General features: G+C 66.2%; 17 protein-coding genes. 9 read left to right on the top strand and 8 right to left on the bottom strand.

What is annotated here, in order from left to right; translation table 11 throughout:
* The gene (locus BMX36_RS02475; protein WP_093063573.1) at window positions 1–1,509 is read right to left on the bottom strand and encodes a YifB family Mg chelatase-like AAA ATPase; all 1,509 of its coding nucleotides are present in this window, start codon (window positions 1,507–1,509) and stop codon (window positions 1–3) included.
* 103 nt (window positions 1,510–1,612) lie between these two features.
* Between BMX36_RS02475 and BMX36_RS02470 the strand changes: the two genes are divergently transcribed.
* From BMX36_RS02470 to dapE, 8 genes are all read left to right on the top strand, one after another.
* Window positions 1,613–1,891: a hypothetical protein gene (locus BMX36_RS02470; protein WP_231731927.1), complete on the top strand. Its 279-nt coding sequence runs from the start codon at window positions 1,613–1,615 to the stop codon at window positions 1,889–1,891.
* A gap of 84 nt (window positions 1,892–1,975) precedes the next feature.
* The gene (gene rpmH / locus BMX36_RS02465) at window positions 1,976–2,110 is read left to right on the top strand and encodes a 50S ribosomal protein L34 (protein ID WP_028056723.1); all 135 of its coding nucleotides are present in this window, start codon (window positions 1,976–1,978) and stop codon (window positions 2,108–2,110) included.
* A 35-nt stretch (window positions 2,111–2,145) separates the two neighbouring features.
* Window positions 2,146–2,466, top strand: coding sequence for a ribonuclease P protein component (gene rnpA, locus BMX36_RS02460; protein WP_066781670.1), 321 nt, complete (start codon window positions 2,146–2,148; stop codon window positions 2,464–2,466).
* A complete protein-coding gene (yidD, locus tag BMX36_RS02455) occupies window positions 2,463–2,675 on the top strand; it encodes a membrane protein insertion efficiency factor YidD (RefSeq protein WP_093063572.1) in 213 nt (70 codons plus the stop codon). Before rnpA ends, yidD begins: the two co-directional genes overlap by 4 nt.
* A 15-nt stretch (window positions 2,676–2,690) precedes the next feature.
* On the top strand, window positions 2,691–4,394 hold the full coding sequence (gene yidC / locus BMX36_RS02450; protein WP_093063571.1) for a membrane protein insertase YidC: 1,704 nt from the start codon (window positions 2,691–2,693) through the stop codon (window positions 4,392–4,394).
* Window positions 4,395–4,447: 53 nt separating this feature from the next.
* Window positions 4,448–5,101, top strand: coding sequence for a ribosome biogenesis GTP-binding protein YihA/YsxC (gene yihA, locus BMX36_RS02445; RefSeq protein WP_093065155.1), 654 nt, complete (start codon window positions 4,448–4,450; stop codon window positions 5,099–5,101).
* Between the two features lie 174 nt (window positions 5,102–5,275).
* On the top strand, window positions 5,276–5,956 hold the full coding sequence (locus BMX36_RS02440) for a glutathione S-transferase family protein (protein WP_066781665.1): 681 nt from the start codon (window positions 5,276–5,278) through the stop codon (window positions 5,954–5,956).
* Window positions 5,953–7,083 (top strand): succinyl-diaminopimelate desuccinylase, encoded by a 1,131-nt coding sequence (dapE, locus tag BMX36_RS02435; RefSeq protein ID WP_093063570.1) that lies wholly within the window; start codon window positions 5,953–5,955, stop codon window positions 7,081–7,083. Before BMX36_RS02440 ends, dapE begins: the two co-directional genes overlap by 4 nt.
* A 318-nt stretch (window positions 7,084–7,401) precedes the next feature.
* Here dapE and BMX36_RS02430 read toward each other — a convergent pair whose 3' ends face one another.
* From BMX36_RS02430 to BMX36_RS02405, 6 genes are all read right to left on the bottom strand, one after another.
* Window positions 7,402–7,653 carry an ATP synthase F1 subunit epsilon gene (locus BMX36_RS02430; RefSeq protein WP_066781660.1) on the bottom strand — a complete coding sequence of 84 codons (252 nt, stop codon included), beginning with the start codon at window positions 7,651–7,653 and terminating at the stop codon, window positions 7,402–7,404.
* Window positions 7,654–7,794: 141 nt separating this feature from the next.
* Window positions 7,795–9,267: a F0F1 ATP synthase subunit beta gene (atpD, locus tag BMX36_RS02425; RefSeq protein WP_066781658.1), complete on the bottom strand. Its 1,473-nt coding sequence runs from the start codon at window positions 9,265–9,267 to the stop codon at window positions 7,795–7,797.
* 75 nt (window positions 9,268–9,342) lie between these two features.
* A complete protein-coding gene (locus BMX36_RS02420) occupies window positions 9,343–9,963 on the bottom strand; it encodes a hypothetical protein (RefSeq protein ID WP_093063569.1) in 621 nt (206 codons plus the stop codon).
* The gene (locus tag BMX36_RS02415) at window positions 9,960–10,841 is read right to left on the bottom strand and encodes a F0F1 ATP synthase subunit gamma (protein WP_066781655.1); all 882 of its coding nucleotides are present in this window, start codon (window positions 10,839–10,841) and stop codon (window positions 9,960–9,962) included. The genes BMX36_RS02420 and BMX36_RS02415 overlap by 4 nt, the downstream gene beginning before the upstream one ends.
* Before the next feature lie 168 nt (window positions 10,842–11,009).
* Window positions 11,010–12,539: a F0F1 ATP synthase subunit alpha gene (atpA, locus tag BMX36_RS02410; RefSeq protein WP_093063568.1), complete on the bottom strand. Its 1,530-nt coding sequence runs from the start codon at window positions 12,537–12,539 to the stop codon at window positions 11,010–11,012.
* A 5-nt stretch (window positions 12,540–12,544) separates the two neighbouring features.
* Entirely contained in the window at window positions 12,545–13,114 is a 570-nt protein-coding gene (locus BMX36_RS02405; protein ID WP_093063567.1) for a F0F1 ATP synthase subunit delta, read from the bottom strand.
* Window positions 13,115–13,250: 136 nt separating this feature from the next.
* On the opposite strand from BMX36_RS02405, the gene BMX36_RS02400 reads away from it, so the two are divergent.
* The gene (locus tag BMX36_RS02400; RefSeq protein ID WP_093063566.1) at window positions 13,251–13,928 is read left to right on the top strand and encodes a dienelactone hydrolase family protein; all 678 of its coding nucleotides are present in this window, start codon (window positions 13,251–13,253) and stop codon (window positions 13,926–13,928) included.
* 45 nt (window positions 13,929–13,973) lie between these two features.
* Here BMX36_RS02400 and BMX36_RS02395 read toward each other — a convergent pair whose 3' ends face one another.
* Complete coding sequence (locus BMX36_RS02395) at window positions 13,974–15,503, bottom strand: hypothetical protein (protein WP_093063565.1); 1,530 nt, start codon at window positions 15,501–15,503, stop codon at window positions 13,974–13,976.
* Window positions 15,504–15,565 lie beyond the last annotated feature (62 nt).

The following is a 15,565-nucleotide window of genomic DNA, read 5'->3' as shown; positions in this document are numbered from 1 at the left end:
TCAATTTCGCGGCGGCTGCCGGCGGTAGCTGAGCGCTTCCGCGACATGGATCCGCCCGACGCTGGCGCTGCCCGCCATGTCGGCAATGGTGCGCGCCACCCGCAAGATCCGCGTGTACCCGCGCGCCGAGAGCCGCATCGCTTCCGCTGCCTGGGCAAGAAGCGCGCGACCACCGTCATCCGGCGTGGCGAAGCGCTCTAGCAGGTCTCCATCGATGTCCGCGTTCGTGCGAGCCGGATGGTCACGATACCGCTCAGTCTGGATCGCGCGCACCTGTGCAACGCGCGCCGCGACCTCCGCCGACCCCTCGGATGGGGGCGGCAGCATCAGGTCCGCCGCGCTCACCGCCTGCACCTCCACGTGCAGATCGATGCGGTCGAGCAGCGGCCCGGACACCTTCGCCTGATAATCGCCTGCGCATTTCGGCGCCCGCGCGCATGCGAGCCCGGCATCTCCCAGATAGCCGCAACGGCACGGGTTCATCGCCGCGACCAGCTGCACCCGCGCCGGGAACGTCACATGCGCATTCGCTCGCGCTACGCTTACCGTTCCGGACTCTAATGGCTGGCGCAACGAGTCGAGAACCGCGCGCTGGAACTCGGGAAGCTCGTCCAGGAACAGCACGCCCAGATGGGCCATGCTCACCTCGCCCGGCCGCACCTTGAGCCCGCCACCCGTCAGCGCCGCCATGGATGCCGAATGATGCGGTGCGCGGAAGGGTCGCGTGCGGGTCAGCCGCCCGCCCTCCAGCGTGCCTGCCACCGATTGCACCATGGAAACTTCCAGCGCTTCGCCAGGGTCCAGCGGCGGGAGGATGCCGGGCAGACAGGACGCCATCAGCGACTTGCCAGACCCGGGCGGGCCAACCATCAGCAGGTTGTGATTGCCGGCCGCGGCAATCTCCAGCGCCCGCTTCGCCGTCTCCTGCCCGCGTACTTGCCGTAGATCCGGCCCACTCCCCGCCGCCTCCACCTCGCCTGTCCGGGGTGCAGGCAAAAGCCCGTGGCCCTTCAGGTGATTGATCAGCGACAACAGGTCCGGTGCCGCCACCACCTGGATCGAGCCGCTCCACGCCGCCTCGGCGCCCTGCGCCGCGGGACAGATCAGCCCTTTCCCGATTTCGGCCGCATGGAGCGCGGCCAGCAGCACACCCGGAGAGGGCGCGATCCGGCCATCCAGCGCCAACTCACCGACGATCACGAACTCCGCAATCGCCTCGGCGTCCACCACGCCCATCGCCGCCAACAGACCAAGCGCGATCGGCAGGTCGAAGTGCGATCCTTCCTTCGGCAGGTCCGCCGGCGACAGATTGACCGCTATTCTCTTGGGCGGCAGCGCCAGGCCCATTGCCGCGATTGCCCCGCGCACCCGCTCGCGGCTTTCGCCGACCGCCTTGTCGGCAAGGCCCACCAGGTTGAACGCCGGCAGTCCCGCGATCAGTTGAACCTGAACCTCAACGGCGCGCGCCTCCAGCCCCAGATACGCCACCGTCGCGACAATCGCCGCCATAGATCCCCCCTGCTCCCCATCCTGTTCATACCTGCTTTGCCGGCGCTGCGAAGCTCTCTCGCGCCGTCTTGCCAATGCAACACACCCTCGCCACATGGGCGGCATGCGTGATCGCCACCCCGCCATGCGTATCCTGCAACTGATCCTGGGCTGCCTGCTCCTGCTGGGCGCGGCAGTGATGGGCCCGCTGCCCGGGCCCGGTGGGATCTTCCTCTTCGCTGGCGGCATGGTCCTCATCCTGCGCAACTCGCGTTGGGCGCAGGTGCGCTGGGCCCGGTTGAAGCGTCGCTGGCCGCGGATCGGTGGGCTCGCTGATCGCGCCATGCGCCGCCCCAGTGAACGGCGTCGCCGCGCGCGAAGTCGGGCGCTAGGCTCGCGTTGACTTGCCGCGCGCCTTCGCTTATGCCGCGCACCATTCGGGCCGTCCCTCGTGGCGGCCTTTATTTTTCAGATTCGGGAATGAACGATGAAGCGGACCTTTCAGCCGAGCAACCTGGTGCGGGCACGCCGTCACGGCTTCCGTGCACGGATGGCGACGGTCGGCGGTCGCGCCGTGATCCGTGCGCGCCGCGCACGCGGCCGCAAGAAGCTGTCGGCCTAACCGTCTTTCAGGACAAGACGGATACAAGCTTGACCATGCTAACTCGCCGCCGGGATTTCCTGGCGGCGAATGCTGGACGGCGCGCGCCGATGCCCGGTTTCGTGCTTCTGGTGCGCCCACGGGATGACGGCGACCCGACGATACGCGTCGGCTATACTGTCACCAAGAAGATCGGCAACGCTGTTGTACGTAACCGGATGAAACGCCGGTTGCGCGCTTTGGCGCGTGATCTGTTGCCAGGCGAAGGTGTATCCGGTGCCGATCATGTGCTGATCGGGCGGATGGGCGGCATCGAGCGCGATTACGCCAGCCTGCGCGCGGAACTCAGCAAGGCGCTGCGCAAGGTCAGCCGATGATCGCGCGGCTGCTGATCCTCATCGCGCGTGGATGGCAACTCGGCCCATCGCTGATCCTGCCGTCGTCGTGCCGGTATCAGCCAAGCTGTTCGGCCTATGCAATCGAGGCGTTGCGCCGCTATGGGGCCGCACGTGGCGGCTGGCTGGCGGCGAAGCGCATCGCCCGTTGTCATCCGTGGGGCGGGCACGGCTATGATCCAGTGCCGTAAGGGAATTGGGCGCTCGTGAAGCAAGATAACAAGAATTTCGTCCTGTTCGCGGTGCTCGCGGCGCTGATCCTGTTCGGCTGGCCGCTGATCCAGAATCGGTTCTTTCCGACGGCCAATCCCCCGGTGACGAAGATCGAGGACGGCAAGACCAAGGTCCTGCCCAAGCCCGAGGCTGATCCCACCGCTGATTCACCCGCCGCGATCCGCGATCGGACGGCGGTGCTGCGCGAGAGCCCACGCGTCCAGATCGACACGCCGACCATGCACGGCTCGATCAACCTCAAGGGCGCGCGCATCGACGATCTCGTGCTCAAGAACTACAAGGAAACGGTGGCGAAGGACTCGCCGCCGGTTCGCCTGCTCTCCCCCGCCGGTGCGCCCGACGCCTATTTCGCCGGCTTCGGCTGGCGCGACGACGGCCTGTCGCCGCCTGCGGCAGACGCCGTCTGGACTGCTTCGTCACAGCTGCTCGCCCCCGGCAAGCCCGTTACCCTCACGGCAGCCAACGCACAGGGCCAGCGCTTCGCGATCGAGCTGTCGGTCGATGACGGCTATATGTTCAGCGTGAAGCAGACGGTGGCGAACGGTGGCGCCGGCGCCGTGCCGGTCGCGGCTTATGGTCTCGTCAACCGTGCCGGCGTGTCCAAGGATCCGGACAGCTGGACGATCCACGTCGGCCCAATGTCGGTCCACAACGACAAGGCCGATTACGACGCCGACTATAAGGACGTGGACGAGGCAGCGCAGAAGTTCACGACCACGGGGGGCTGGCTCGGCTTCGTCGACAAATACTGGCTGACGGCGCTGATCCCCGATCAGTCGCGCGCCTTCGATGGCCAGTTCCGCGCCGGCGCGAACAAGGCTTATCAGGGCGACTACACCTCCAACGCTCAGCTGCTTCAGCCCGGACGCCAGGTCAGTCAGACCAGCCGCTTCTTCGCCGGTGCCAAGGAAGTGCGCCTGCTCGACAAATATACGGACAGCGGCATCGCCCCGCGGCTCGATTATGCGCTCGATTGGGGCTGGTTCCGCCTGATCGAGAAGCCGATCTTCTATTATCTCGACTGGCTGTTCACGCACCTCGGCAACTTTGGCGTCGCGATCATCCTGCTCACGCTGACGATCCGTCTCCTCATGTTCCCAATCGCGCAGCGGCAGTTCGCCTCCATGGCCAACATGCGGGCCGTGCAGCCGAAGATGAAGGCGATCCAGGAGCGCTACAAGGACGACAAGGCGCGGATGCAGCAGGAGATCATGGCGCTGTACAAGGCGGAGAAGGTCAATCCTCTCGCCGGCTGCGCCCCCACGCTGCTTCAGATCCCGATCTTCTACGCCCTGTACAAGATGCTGATGCTGACGATCGAAATGCGTCACCAGCCGTTCGTGGGCTGGATCAAGGATCTGTCCGCGCCCGATCCGCTCACCCCGGTGAACCTGTTCGGCCTGCTCGCCTTCACCCCGCCCTCGTTCCTGGCGATCGGCGTCGTCCCGATCCTGCTCGGCATCAGCATGTATTTCCAGTTCAAGCTGAACCCGGCGCCGATGGACGAGGCGCAGAAGCAGATCTTCGCGCTGATGCCCTGGGTCCTGATGTTCGTCATGGCGCCGTTCGCGGTCGGTCTGCAGATCTACTGGATCACGTCCAACGTGCTCACCATCCTGCAGCAGAAGCTGCTCTACGCCCGCCACCCCGGCCTCAAGGAAGCGCCCGCGAAATGACCGATCCATCCCAGCCTGCGGAGGAACACCAGCCGCAGGCTGGCGCGGAAGCGATGACGCAGGATCATGATCCGGCCCGCTCGCCCGAGGCGATCGAATCCGCCCGCAAGATCTTTGCCGGCCCGATCACCTTCCTGAAGTCCGCACCCTCGCTCCAGTTTCTTCCCGGCGCTGACGTTCCCGAAGTCGCCTTCGCCGGCCGCTCCAACGTCGGCAAGTCGTCCCTGATCAACGCGCTCACCGGTCGCAAGACACTCGCGCGTACGTCGGTGACACCCGGCCGAACGCAGGAGCTGAACTTCTTCGACGTGGGCGACCCGCTGACGTTCCGCCTGGTCGACATGCCCGGCTACGGCTTTGCCAAGGCGCCGAAGGACATGGTGAAGAAGTGGCGCTTCCTGGTGAATGATTTCCTGCGCGGGCGTCAGGTGCTGAAGCGCGCCCTGGTGCTCATCGATGCGCGCCACGGGATCAAGGACGTCGATCGCGAGATCCTCGAGATGCTCGACAAGGCTGCCGTCAGCTACCGCATGGTCCTGACCAAGGCTGACAAGATCAAGGCGACCGAACTTGCCGAAGTGACGGAGCGCACGATCGCCGAGGCACGCAAGCATCCGGCCGCGCACCCCGACATCATCGCCACCTCGTCGGAAAAGGGCATGGGCATCCCCGAACTCCGCGCCGCGGTGATTGAAGCCATCGGTTGATCGGGCGGAGCGCGGGAGCACACCTCCCCCGTTCCGATTGAGCTTGTCGAAGAACCGCCCCAAGCACCCCGCCCGAGACACGCCCGCGGATAGGCTCAGGGCGATACGGGGCAGGTGCGCGGATCTCCTGCACCCCGTTGCCTCACGCCCTGCCAACCTCTACCCCTCTCGCCCATGAAGCTTATCATCGGCAACAAGGCCTATTCCTCCTGGTCGCTGCGCGGCTGGCTGGCGTGCAAACAGTCAGGCATTCCCTTCGAGGAAGTGGTCGTGCCGATGTACGATCAGGATTGGGACAAGCGCCGAGAGGGCGCCGAATTTGCCCCCTCGTCGGGCAAGGTGCCGATCCTGTGGGACGGCGAGACGGTGGTTTGGGACAGCCTCGCCATCGTCGAATTTCTCGCCGACAAGGCTGGCCGCGACCTGTTCTGGCCCAAGGACGAGGCGCCGCGCGCCATGGCCCGCTCGATGGCGGCGGAAATGCACTCCAGCTTCGTGGCGCTGCGCCGCGAGCACAGCATGAACGTGCGCCAGATCTACCCGCCACAGCCCCCGTCGGAGGCGGTGACGGCGGATCTCACCCGCATCATGGAACTGTGGGCGCAGGCCCGCGCCCGCTGGGGCGGCGACGGCGAGTTCCTGTTCGGAGAGTTCGGCGCGGCGGACATCATGTTCGCACCCGTCTGCACCCGCATCGTCACCTATTCGCTGCCGATCGCGCGCTTCGCCGGCCCGTACATCGCAGCGGTCCTCGCCCATCCCTTCATGCAGGACTGGATCGCCGGCGCGCAGGAGGAGGAATGGGTGCTCGAACAATATGAGCGCCCGGCTTCATCTCCCCAATCCGCGCCATGACGGACGTCGTCGCGCTGGCTGAGGCGCTGCTCGCCTGCGAAAGCGTCACGCCCGCGCGCGGCGAAGTGTTTGACGTGCTGGAGGCGGCGCTCGTACCGCTTGGCTTCGCGGTCGACCGCTTCGTCGCCGGGGAGGCGCCGGACGGCCCGGTCGAGAATCTTCTCGCCGTCCGCGGCACCTCCGGTCCGCACGTCGCCTTCGCCGGCCACGTCGATGTGGTGCCGCCGGGCGAAGGCTGGACCAGCGCCCCCTTCAAGCCCGAAGTGCGCGGCGACCTGTTGTACGGTCGCGGCGCGGTGGACATGAAGGGCGCGATCGCTGCCTTCGTCGCTGCCGCCGCCCGTGTGGATGGTCCCGGCACCACCAGCCTGATCATCACCGGCGACGAGGAAGGCCCCGCAATCTACGGCACCCGAGCCTTGATGGACCGGATGGCAGCACGCGGCCTCACCCCCGACGCTTGCCTTGTCGGCGAACCGACCTCCACGGCGCGTCTTGGCGACATGATCAAGATTGGGCGGCGCGGCTCGGTCAACATCTGGATCGACGTGCCGGGCCGTCAGGGCCATGTCGCCTATCCCCATCTCGCCGACAATCCGATCCCGCGCCTGATCGCCGCGCTGGCGGAGATCGACGCGGTCGTGCTGGACCAGGGCAACGCCTGGTTCCAGCCGTCGAACATCGAAGTGACCGATATTACAGTCGGCAATCCCGCCACCAACGTGATCCCGGCCAAGGCCTCGTCCCGCCTCTCGATCCGCTTCAACGACGCGCACCGCGGCGATGATCTCGCCACGCGCATCGCGGCAATCGTCCACCGCCACGCGCCGGAGGCGATCGTCACGCCAAAGGTTTCCGGTGAGGCGTTCCTCACCCAGCCCGGCGCGCTCTCCGCCACGTTGTCCGCAGCCATCGAGGCGCAAACCGGCATCGTCCCGGAGCTGTCCACCACCGGCGGCACGTCCGACGCACGCTTCTTATCGGCGCTCTGCCCTGTGGTCGAGTTCGGCCTGCTCAACGCAACGATGCACAAGCTGGACGAGGCGGTCGCGGTCGCTGACCTGCACCTGCTGACCGACATTTACGCCGACTTCCTGCGCCGCAGCTTCGCGCAGAGTGGTTCTTGATCGGATCGGCCCCCACCCGCCGTTCGTACTGAGCCCGTCGAAGTACGTGCCCGGAACACGCCCTTCGACAGGCTCAGGGCGAACGGCTGAAGGTGCTTGGGCTTCACTGCAACGCGGCGCGCCTCATCCTTCCCCCGTTCGTGCCAGGCGAAGTTTAGGGGCAAGCCACCAGCGTCACAGTGCCTCGCCAGTGCCTCAACTCCGCACGGCATGAGCGGCGAGAGGGAAGCCAGTCCGACATGGCGAAGGAAGAACAAAAGAAAAAGCGCGCCCGCCCCTCGGCGACCGCGCTTCCTCACTACCAACGGCGACGCGAAGTCAGCCGGCGTGTTCCGCCAGCACCGTCAGCCCGTTAGCGTTCACTTCCGCAAATCCGCCACGGATCGCGATCGTCTCCGGCGCAGCGCCCTGGGTCTTGTGGACCAGCAGATCGCCGTCGCGGACGGTCGACATCAATGGCGCATGGCCCTCCAGCACGCCGAAGTCGCCCTCGGTGCCGGGAACGGTGACCATATACACGTCCTCGCTGCGGACGAGGCGTTCAGGCGTAACGAGTTCGAAATGGAGCATGTCTTCTTCTCTTCTCCCTCTCCCCGCTTGCGGGGAGAGGGTCGGGGAGGGGGGCAGTCAAGAGCCGTGGCACACTGCCCCTCTCCCGACCTCGCTGCGCTCGGCCACCCTCTCCCCACAGATGGGGAGAGGGAGAACCAATTACGCCTCCTGCGCCAGCTTCTCGGCCTTGGCGACGACTTCATCGATGCCGCCGACCATGTAGAAGGCCGCTTCCGGCAGGTGATCATACTCGCCGTTCACCACCGCCTTGAACGAGCGGACGGTATCCTCAAGCTGCACGAACTTGCCCGGGATGTTGGTGAACACCTCGGCGACGTGGAACGGCTGCGACAGGAAGCGCTGGATCTTGCGCGCGCGGCTGACGGTCAGCTTATCCTCTTCGGAAAGCTCGTCCATGCCGAGAATGGCGATGATGTCCTGCAGCGACTTGTACTTCTGCAGGATGGTCTGCACCGCACGGGCCGTCTCGTAATGCTCCTGGCCGACGACGCGCGGCTCGAGAACGCGGCTGGTCGAGTCCAGCGGATCCACCGCCGGATAGATGCCGAGCTCGGAGATCGCACGGCTGAGCACCGTCGTCGCGTCAAGGTGCGCGAACGACGTTGCCGGCGCCGGGTCGGTAAGGTCGTCCGCCGGCACGTACACGGCCTGCACCGAGGTGATCGAGCCCTTGTTGGTCGACGTGATGCGCTCCTGCAGCGCGCCCATGTCGGTCGACAGCGTCGGCTGATAGCCCACCGCCGACGGAATACGGCCCAGCAGTGCGGACACTTCCGCGCCCGCCTGGGTGAAGCGGAAGATGTTGTCCACGAAGAACAGCACGTCCTGGCCTTCCTGGTCGCGGAAATATTCGGCGATCGTCAGGCCCGACAGTGCGACGCGTGCGCGGGCGCCCGGCGGCTCGTTCATCTGGCCGAATACCAGCGCCACCTTGGAACCCTCGCTCGTCGGGTTGCCATCGGCGTCCTTGGCGATAACGCCAGCGTCGAGGAACTCGTGGTACAGGTCGTTGCCCTCGCGGGTACGCTCACCGACGCCCGCGAACACCGACGTGCCGCCATGGCCCTTCGCGATGTTGTTGATCAGTTCCTGGATGAGCACGGTCTTGCCCACGCCGGCGCCTCCGAACAGGCCGATCTTGCCGCCCTTCGCATACGGCGCGAGCAGGTCGATGACCTTGATGCCCGTCACGAGGATCGCGCTTTCGGTCGACTGGTCGACGAACAGCGGCGCCGAAGCGTGGATCGGGGCATGATGCGCCGAGTTCACCGGACCGCGCTCGTCGATCGGCTCGCCGACCACGTTCAGGATGCGGCCGAGCGTCGCCGGACCGACCGGCACGGTGATCTGCGCACCGGTGTCGGTCACGTTCTGGCCGCGGGTCAGGCCCTCGGTTGAGTCCATCGCGATCGTGCGGACGGTGTTCTCACCCAGGTGCTGGGCAACTTCGAGAACCAGCCGCTGGCCGTTGTTCTCGGTCTCCAGCGCCGACAGGATCGCCGGCAGGTGGTTGTCGAACGTCACGTCAACGACGGCGCCGATCACCTGGCTGATGCGGCCCACATTGTTGCTGCCCGAAGTGGTCGGGCGATCCTCGAGGACGGTGGCCATCTTGCTTCTACCTTCTTCGTCGTACCTGCGATGAGCAGGAGGTGTCTTTACATGCAACTTCGGGTCGTCCCAGCGTCAAGTCGCCGCCGGGCCGTTCCCATTCAATTTAGGCGTGGGGCGCGAAAAGGTCACGGCCACACGGCGGTCTGCCGGCGTTGTCTCGCGTGTCACTGCGTAATCAGCACCACCCTTGAGCGAACCGGCAAGCCGCTTCTGCCCATGGATCGCCGCCACGGCGGTGTCCCCGCCCGTGACGCCAAGCTGCGACAAGGCCTGCTTCACCCAGGCCTCGAACTGGTCCCGCGCCTGCTGGTCGTTCGCGGCAAGCGGCTCCACCAGCGTGAAGGTCACGCGGTCGAGCGCCGCCTCGCTGCCTGTCGCGGTGAACAAGGCCTGGACCGTGTTCGGCGCCGAAGGATCAGTCATCGCGACCGGCACCGCATCCGCACGCCAGACGTCGCCCTTTTGCGCATAGGGCCCAACGCGCAGGCCGAGGCGGTTGAACTTGTCGATCGAGGCCTGGGGATCGGCGAACACACCGTCCCACGATCCACCCGCCAGGTTGGCGGACGCAAAACTGCTGTTCGCCTCAGCCAGCGCATTGCCGGCCTCCGCCGCCTGATCGTTCCCGCCGGGCGCACCGCCGCACCCCGCCGCGGCACACGCCGCCAGCAGCAGGATGCCCGTCCGGATCACAGCGCTTCCGCGCCCGAGATGATCTCGACCAGCTCGGTCGTGATCGCCGCCTGACGGGCGCGGTTATACTGAATCGAGAGCCGCTTGATCATGTCACCGGCATTGCGCGTCGCATTGTCCATCGCGGTCATGCGGCTGCCCTGCTCGGACGCAGCATTCTCCTGCATCGCGCGGAAGATCTGGATCGCGACGTTGCGCGGCAGCAGCTCGGCGAGGATCGCTTCCTCGTCCGGCTCATATTCCACCGCTGCGCCGCCGTCGTTCGCGGTCGAGATTTCGCCGGCAGGCACCGCCACCGGGATGATCTGCTGGCCGGTCGGGATCTGCACCAGCGCCGACTGGAACTTGGCGAAGAACAGATGCGCCACGTCGAACTCGCCCGCCTCGTAGCGCGCGATCAGATCGTCGGCGATCTCACGCGCCTGATCGAAGCCGAGCACCTTGTGCTGGCCAAGCTCGTGATCCACCGCGATCCCGGTCGGATAGAAGCGGCGCAGCACGCGGCCCTTCTTGCCGGCGAGATAGAAGCGCACCGTCTTGCCCGCACGCTCCAGCTCCTCGGCCTTCCGGCGCGCGGCGCGAACGATATTGGTGTTGAACGCACCCGCCAGGCCGCGTTCCGACGTGGCGACCACCAGCAGGTGAACCTGGTCCTTGCCCGTGCCGGCAAGCAGCTTCGGGCTGTTCTCGCTCACGGTCACCTTGGAAGCGAGGCTGGCCATCACTGCCTCCAGCCGCTCGGCATAGGGGCGGCCGGCCATGGCCGCTTCCTGCGCCCGGCGCAGCTTGGCGGCGGCGACCATCTTCATCGCCTTGGTGATCTTCTGCGTCGACTTCACCGAGCCGATGCGGATCTTGAGGGCCTTTAGGCTTGCCATTCTAGTCCTCTAACTCCCTCTCCCCCGAGAGAGGGCGAGCCCGTCCTTCTTCTCCCTCTCCCCACTTGTGGAGAGAGGGCCGGGGAGAGGGGCAGTGCCAGAGCGCGACGCCCTTGACTGCCCCTCTCCCCTACCCTCTCCCCGCCGGCGGGGAGAGGGAGTATTCAGTTACGCAAACGTCTTCGCGAACGCGTCGAGCGCCGCCACGACCTTGCCCTTGGCCTCATCGCCAAGGTCACGGCTGTCGCGGATCAGCTTCAGCGTGTCGCTATGCTGGTCGCGCATGAAGGCCAGCATCGCCGCCTCGTAGCGGACCACGTCCTGCACCGGCACGCCGTCGAGATAGCCGTTGGTGCCGGCGAAGATCGACACCGTCTGCTCCTCGAACGGCAGCGGCGAGAACTGCGGCTGCTTCAAGAGCTCGGTCAGGCGCGCACCGCGGTTCAGCAGCTTCTGCGTCGAGGCGTCGAGGTCCGAGCCGAACTGCGCGAACGCCGCCATCTCGCGATACTGCGCCAGCTCCAGCTTGATCGAGCCCGACACCTTCTTCATCGCCTTGGTCTGTGCCGACGAACCCACGCGGCTCACCGACAGACCCACGTTGATCGCCGGGCGGATGCCCGCGAAGAACAGGTCGGTCTCGAGGAAGATCTGGCCGTCGGTGATCGAGATCACGTTGGTCGGGATGTAGGCCGACACGTCGCCCGCCTGCGTCTCGATGATCGGCAGCGCGGTCAGCGAGCCGTTGCCATTGGCGTCGTTCATCTTCGCCGCGCGCTCCAGCAGGCGCGAGTGGAGATAGAACACGTCACCCGGATAGGCTTCGCGGCCCGGCGGACGGCGCAGCAGCAGCGACATCTGGCGGTACGCAACGGCCTGCTTGGAAAGATCGTCATAGACGATCACGGCGTGCATTGCATTGTCGCGGAAGAACTCACCCATCGCGCAGCCGGTGTAGGGCGCGAGGAACTGCAGCGGCGCGGGGTCGGACGCGGTCGCCGCGACGATGATGGAATATTCCATCGCGCCATTCTCTTCCAGCGTGCGGACGAGCTGGGCGACGGTGGAGCGCTTCTGACCGACGGCGACGTAGATGCAGTACAGCTTCTTCGATTCGTCGTCGCCCGCGTTCACCTGCTTCTGGTTGATGAACGTGTCGATCGCGACGGCCGACTTGCCGGTCTGACGGTCACCGATGATCAGCTCGCGCTGGCCACGGCCGACCGGCACCAGCGCGTCGATCGCCTTCAGGCCGGTCTGCACCGGCTCGTGCACCGACTTGCGCGGGATGATGCCCGGCGCCTTCACCTCGACGCGACGACGCTCGGTCGACACGATCGGGCCCTTGCCGTCGATCGGGTTGCCGAGGCCATCGACCACGCGGCCGAGCAGCCCCTTGCCGACCGGCACGTCCACGATGGTGCCGGTGCGCTTGACGGTGTCGCCTTCCTTGATCTCGGCGTCCGAGCCGAAGATCACGACGCCGACATTGTCGGCCTCGAGGTTCAGCGCCATGCCCTGCACGCCATTGGCGAACTCGACCATTTCGCCCGCCTGGACGTTGTCGAGGCCATAGATGCGGGCGATGCCGTCACCGACGCTGAGCACCTGGCCGGTCTCGCTGACCTGGGCCTCGGTGCCGAAATTGGCGATCTGATCCTTGATGACCTTGGAGATTTCTGCGGCGCGGATATCCATTGTTCTTAGCCCTTCATCGCGCTGGCAAGCGCATTCAAGCGGGTACGGATCGACGAATCGATCATCTGGGAGCCGATGCGGACGACAAGCCCGCCAAGCAGCGCCGGGTCAACTGACAGGTCAACCGAAACCTCGCGGCCGACACGCTGGCGCAGCTGCTGCTTCAGCTCGGCAACCTGATCGTCGGTCAGCGCATGGGCGCTGGTCACTTCGGCGGTGACTTCGCCGCGGTGGCGCGCGGCGAGGGAGCGAAAAGCGCGGATGATCGCGGGAAGCTGCGCCAGACGGCGGTTCTGCGCCAGCACGCCCAGGAACTTGCGGGTCGTCGGATCGACGCCCAGCTCGTCCGCCGTGCCGAGCACGGCCTTGCTCGCGGCGTCGCGCGCCACCACCGGCGATGTCGTCAGCGCCTTGAAATCGTCGGATTGATCAAGCGCGGCGCGGACCTTTGCCAGGCTCGCCTCCACCGCATCGATCGTCTTCGCCTGTTCGGCGAGGTCGAACAGCGCGGTCGCATAACGCCCGCCCAGGCTCGCCTGGATGCTGCTGCCTAGATTACCGCTGGAACCATCCACGCGATTCGATCCCCGTTCGCACTAAGAGTAAGCCCCCATGCGAAAACACGACGCGCGAGTGGCGCCGTCGCTTGGGTTGGCCGGCGCGTAGCAAAGGGGTAGCGTTGATGCAACAAGCTGTAACGAGGACATCACAATGGGCGAAACGGTCCGGATGACGATGAGCGACGGCGCGACGATCGCCGTTTATCATGCCTCTCCCGAGAGGGTGCGCCGCGGCGGCGTGGTGCTGGTGCAGGAGATCTTCGGCGTCACCGATCACATCCGGGAAATGGCCGACGATTACGCCAGCGAGGGGTATGAAGTCCTGTCCCCTGCCCTGTTCGATCGTGAGCATCCCGGATTCGAAGCGAGCTACACCGGCCCCGATTTCGACCGCGCGGTTGAACTCGCCCGCACGCTCCACCCGTTCGATCTGTCGCTCAAGGATACGCAAACCTGCATCGATGCCCTGCGCGGCAAGGGCCCGGTGTTCGTCGTCGGCTATTGCTATGGCGGCTCGATCGCCTGGGCGGCTGCGACGAAGCTGGGCGGGGTGGCCGCGGCCTCGGCCTATTATGGCAGCATGATCCCATCCTTCGCGGAAGAGGCGCCGCCGCGCGTGCCGGTGATCGCCCATTTCGGGCGCTACGATCGCGGCATTCCGATGGAGGGCGTGGAGGCGGTGATCGCGAAGGACTTCCCGCTCGCCGAGATCCACGTTTATGAAGCAGGGCACGGCTTCAACTCGGATCGCCGCAAGGATTATCACGAGCCTTCCGCCGAGCTGGCACGAGACCGCACGCTGACGCTGTTTCGCGAGAATGGCGGCTGACCGCGCGGCGACACTGCCTTCCCGCCCCGGCTCCGCCACACCGTATCAGTCCTGCGCCGCCGTCGCGCGCTCCTCCTCCTCGTTCGCCTCAAGCCCGGCGGAGATCGCTTCCGTCCCCTTCTTCCCGGCGTCCAGCGCCGCCAGCACGCGACTCGCGGCGTTGTTCGCCGGCGCGTGCGGATGGAAGGCAAGCGGCCGCAGCAGGCGCTGCGCGGCCGGGATCTCGCCCGCCTCGATCCGCGCCAGGGCGGCGGCAAAGCGCACGTCATTGTCCTGTGGCGCAAGCTCCTGTGCGCGGTGCAGCCCCTTGAGCGCCGACGGCGTTGGCGCGATCCCCTGAAGTTTGAAGGTCTGCCAGAACCACCACAAGGGCTCCGCATCATCGGGGTCGACCCGGTTTGCCTTCACGATGCTGGCACGCACGCCTGCCCACGCTTTGGCGTCGGTCGATTTGGCGAGACGAACCTGGCGCAGCTTGACGAAGCCCTGATAGAGTAACGCCTGCACGGATGCGGGATCGCGCGCGATCGCCTTGTCGGCCGCCGCAAGCGCCGCCTCATCATGCCCGGCATCATAGGCCATCTCGGCCATCCAGCCCTGCACCACGGGATCGTTCTGGTAACGCGCCCCAATGGGTGCCGCCTTGGCATAAAGTTTGGCAGCGCTGTCGTTATCGACTCCACGCAGCGATTGCATGCGCAGGTCGATCATGTCGGCCTCTCCGTCGGTCAGCCGCCTGATGGCAACGGGCGGCACCGGCTGGCCGGCCAGCGGCATGGTCATGCCAAGCAGCCGACGCTGCCCCAGATAAGAGGAAAGTTTCCTATCCAGCAGCTTCAGATCGCCGAACGCTTCTTCGGCGGCGGTGATCGCCGGCGTACCCCGGTTGATCGCAGACAGATAGGCCAGGAACTGCGTATTCCGCGCCCGATCGAAGCTGAAATAATGCGTCATCAGCCAGCCGCGCCCGTAAAAGGCATCCATCTGCGATCCGGCGAGCTGCGTGGCCGGATCGAGCATCTGGCGCGCCGTCAGACGCTCGCCCGAGAGCAGCCCGTAGGCGCGGTGCTGCGCGGCATGGCCGATGGTCGCGCTTTCCTCCGTGATCCGCATGGTTGAGGCGAATTCGGCAAAGCCTTCCGAATACCAGGCGGGAAAGGCGATATTGTAGGTGCCGAGCAGGAAGTGGTGGGCGTATTCGTGGAACAGGACGATGCGGCCCCAATCGTTGCCCTCGGTCCACCCGCCCTTGGCACCAAAGGCGATCGAACCGCTGACGCGAGAGAAATAGAAGCCGGCGGCGTTGGTGCATCGGCAGAGCCGCCGCACATCGCCATCATCGACCATGAACACCGTCACCTTGCGCGACGCGATGTCCGGCTCGTCCGGCACGTTCAGGAACCGGCGTAACCCCCAGTCGAGCCGCTCCAGCGCCTCTGACTGGCGCCGCAGCGCCTTCTCGCTGCTGTCCGAATATAAGGTGAAGTGCCTGGATTTCGCCTCCAGCCACTCAGCCTGAGCGGCCGGCGCCATCGCCAGCCCGCATAGAAGGGCCAGCAGCCCGCGCCAGTTCATGATCCTCTTCCCCCCGGATGTCCCCGGGGCGAGACTAGCGCGGGATCGGCCGAATCAAAGCA

Origin of the sequence: Sphingomonas sp. OV641 (assembly GCF_900109205.1) — a bacterium.
GTDB lineage: Bacteria > Pseudomonadota > Alphaproteobacteria > Sphingomonadales > Sphingomonadaceae > Sphingomonas.
This window is presented reverse-complemented; position numbering and strand designations above follow the sequence as displayed.

Excerpts from the sequence above, each read along its gene's own strand:
- BMX36_RS02475 (WP_093063573.1), bottom strand. The coding sequence starts at position 1,509 with ATGGCGGCGATTGTCGCGACGGTGGCGTATCTGGGGCTGGAGGCGCGC.
- BMX36_RS02470 (WP_231731927.1), top strand. The coding sequence starts at position 1,613 with ATGCGTGATCGCCACCCCGCCATGCGTATCCTGCAACTGATCCTGGGC.
- rpmH (WP_028056723.1), top strand. The coding sequence starts at position 1,976 with ATGAAGCGGACCTTTCAGCCGAGCAACCTGGTGCGGGCACGCCGTCAC.
- rnpA (WP_066781670.1), top strand. The coding sequence starts at position 2,146 with ATGCTAACTCGCCGCCGGGATTTCCTGGCGGCGAATGCTGGACGGCGC.
- yidD (WP_093063572.1), top strand. The coding sequence starts at position 2,463 with ATGATCGCGCGGCTGCTGATCCTCATCGCGCGTGGATGGCAACTCGGC.
- yihA (WP_093065155.1), top strand. The coding sequence starts at position 4,448 with ATGACGCAGGATCATGATCCGGCCCGCTCGCCCGAGGCGATCGAATCC.
- BMX36_RS02440 (WP_066781665.1), top strand. The coding sequence starts at position 5,276 with ATGAAGCTTATCATCGGCAACAAGGCCTATTCCTCCTGGTCGCTGCGC.
- dapE (WP_093063570.1), top strand. The coding sequence starts at position 5,953 with ATGACGGACGTCGTCGCGCTGGCTGAGGCGCTGCTCGCCTGCGAAAGC.
- BMX36_RS02430 (WP_066781660.1), bottom strand. The coding sequence starts at position 7,653 with ATGCTCCATTTCGAACTCGTTACGCCTGAACGCCTCGTCCGCAGCGAG.
- atpD (WP_066781658.1), bottom strand. The coding sequence starts at position 9,267 with ATGGCCACCGTCCTCGAGGATCGCCCGACCACTTCGGGCAGCAACAAT.
- BMX36_RS02415 (WP_066781655.1), bottom strand. The coding sequence starts at position 10,841 with ATGGCAAGCCTAAAGGCCCTCAAGATCCGCATCGGCTCGGTGAAGTCG.
- atpA (WP_093063568.1), bottom strand. The coding sequence starts at position 12,539 with ATGGATATCCGCGCCGCAGAAATCTCCAAGGTCATCAAGGATCAGATC.
- BMX36_RS02400 (WP_093063566.1), top strand. The coding sequence starts at position 13,251 with ATGGGCGAAACGGTCCGGATGACGATGAGCGACGGCGCGACGATCGCC.
- BMX36_RS02395 (WP_093063565.1), bottom strand. The coding sequence starts at position 15,503 with ATGAACTGGCGCGGGCTGCTGGCCCTTCTATGCGGGCTGGCGATGGCG.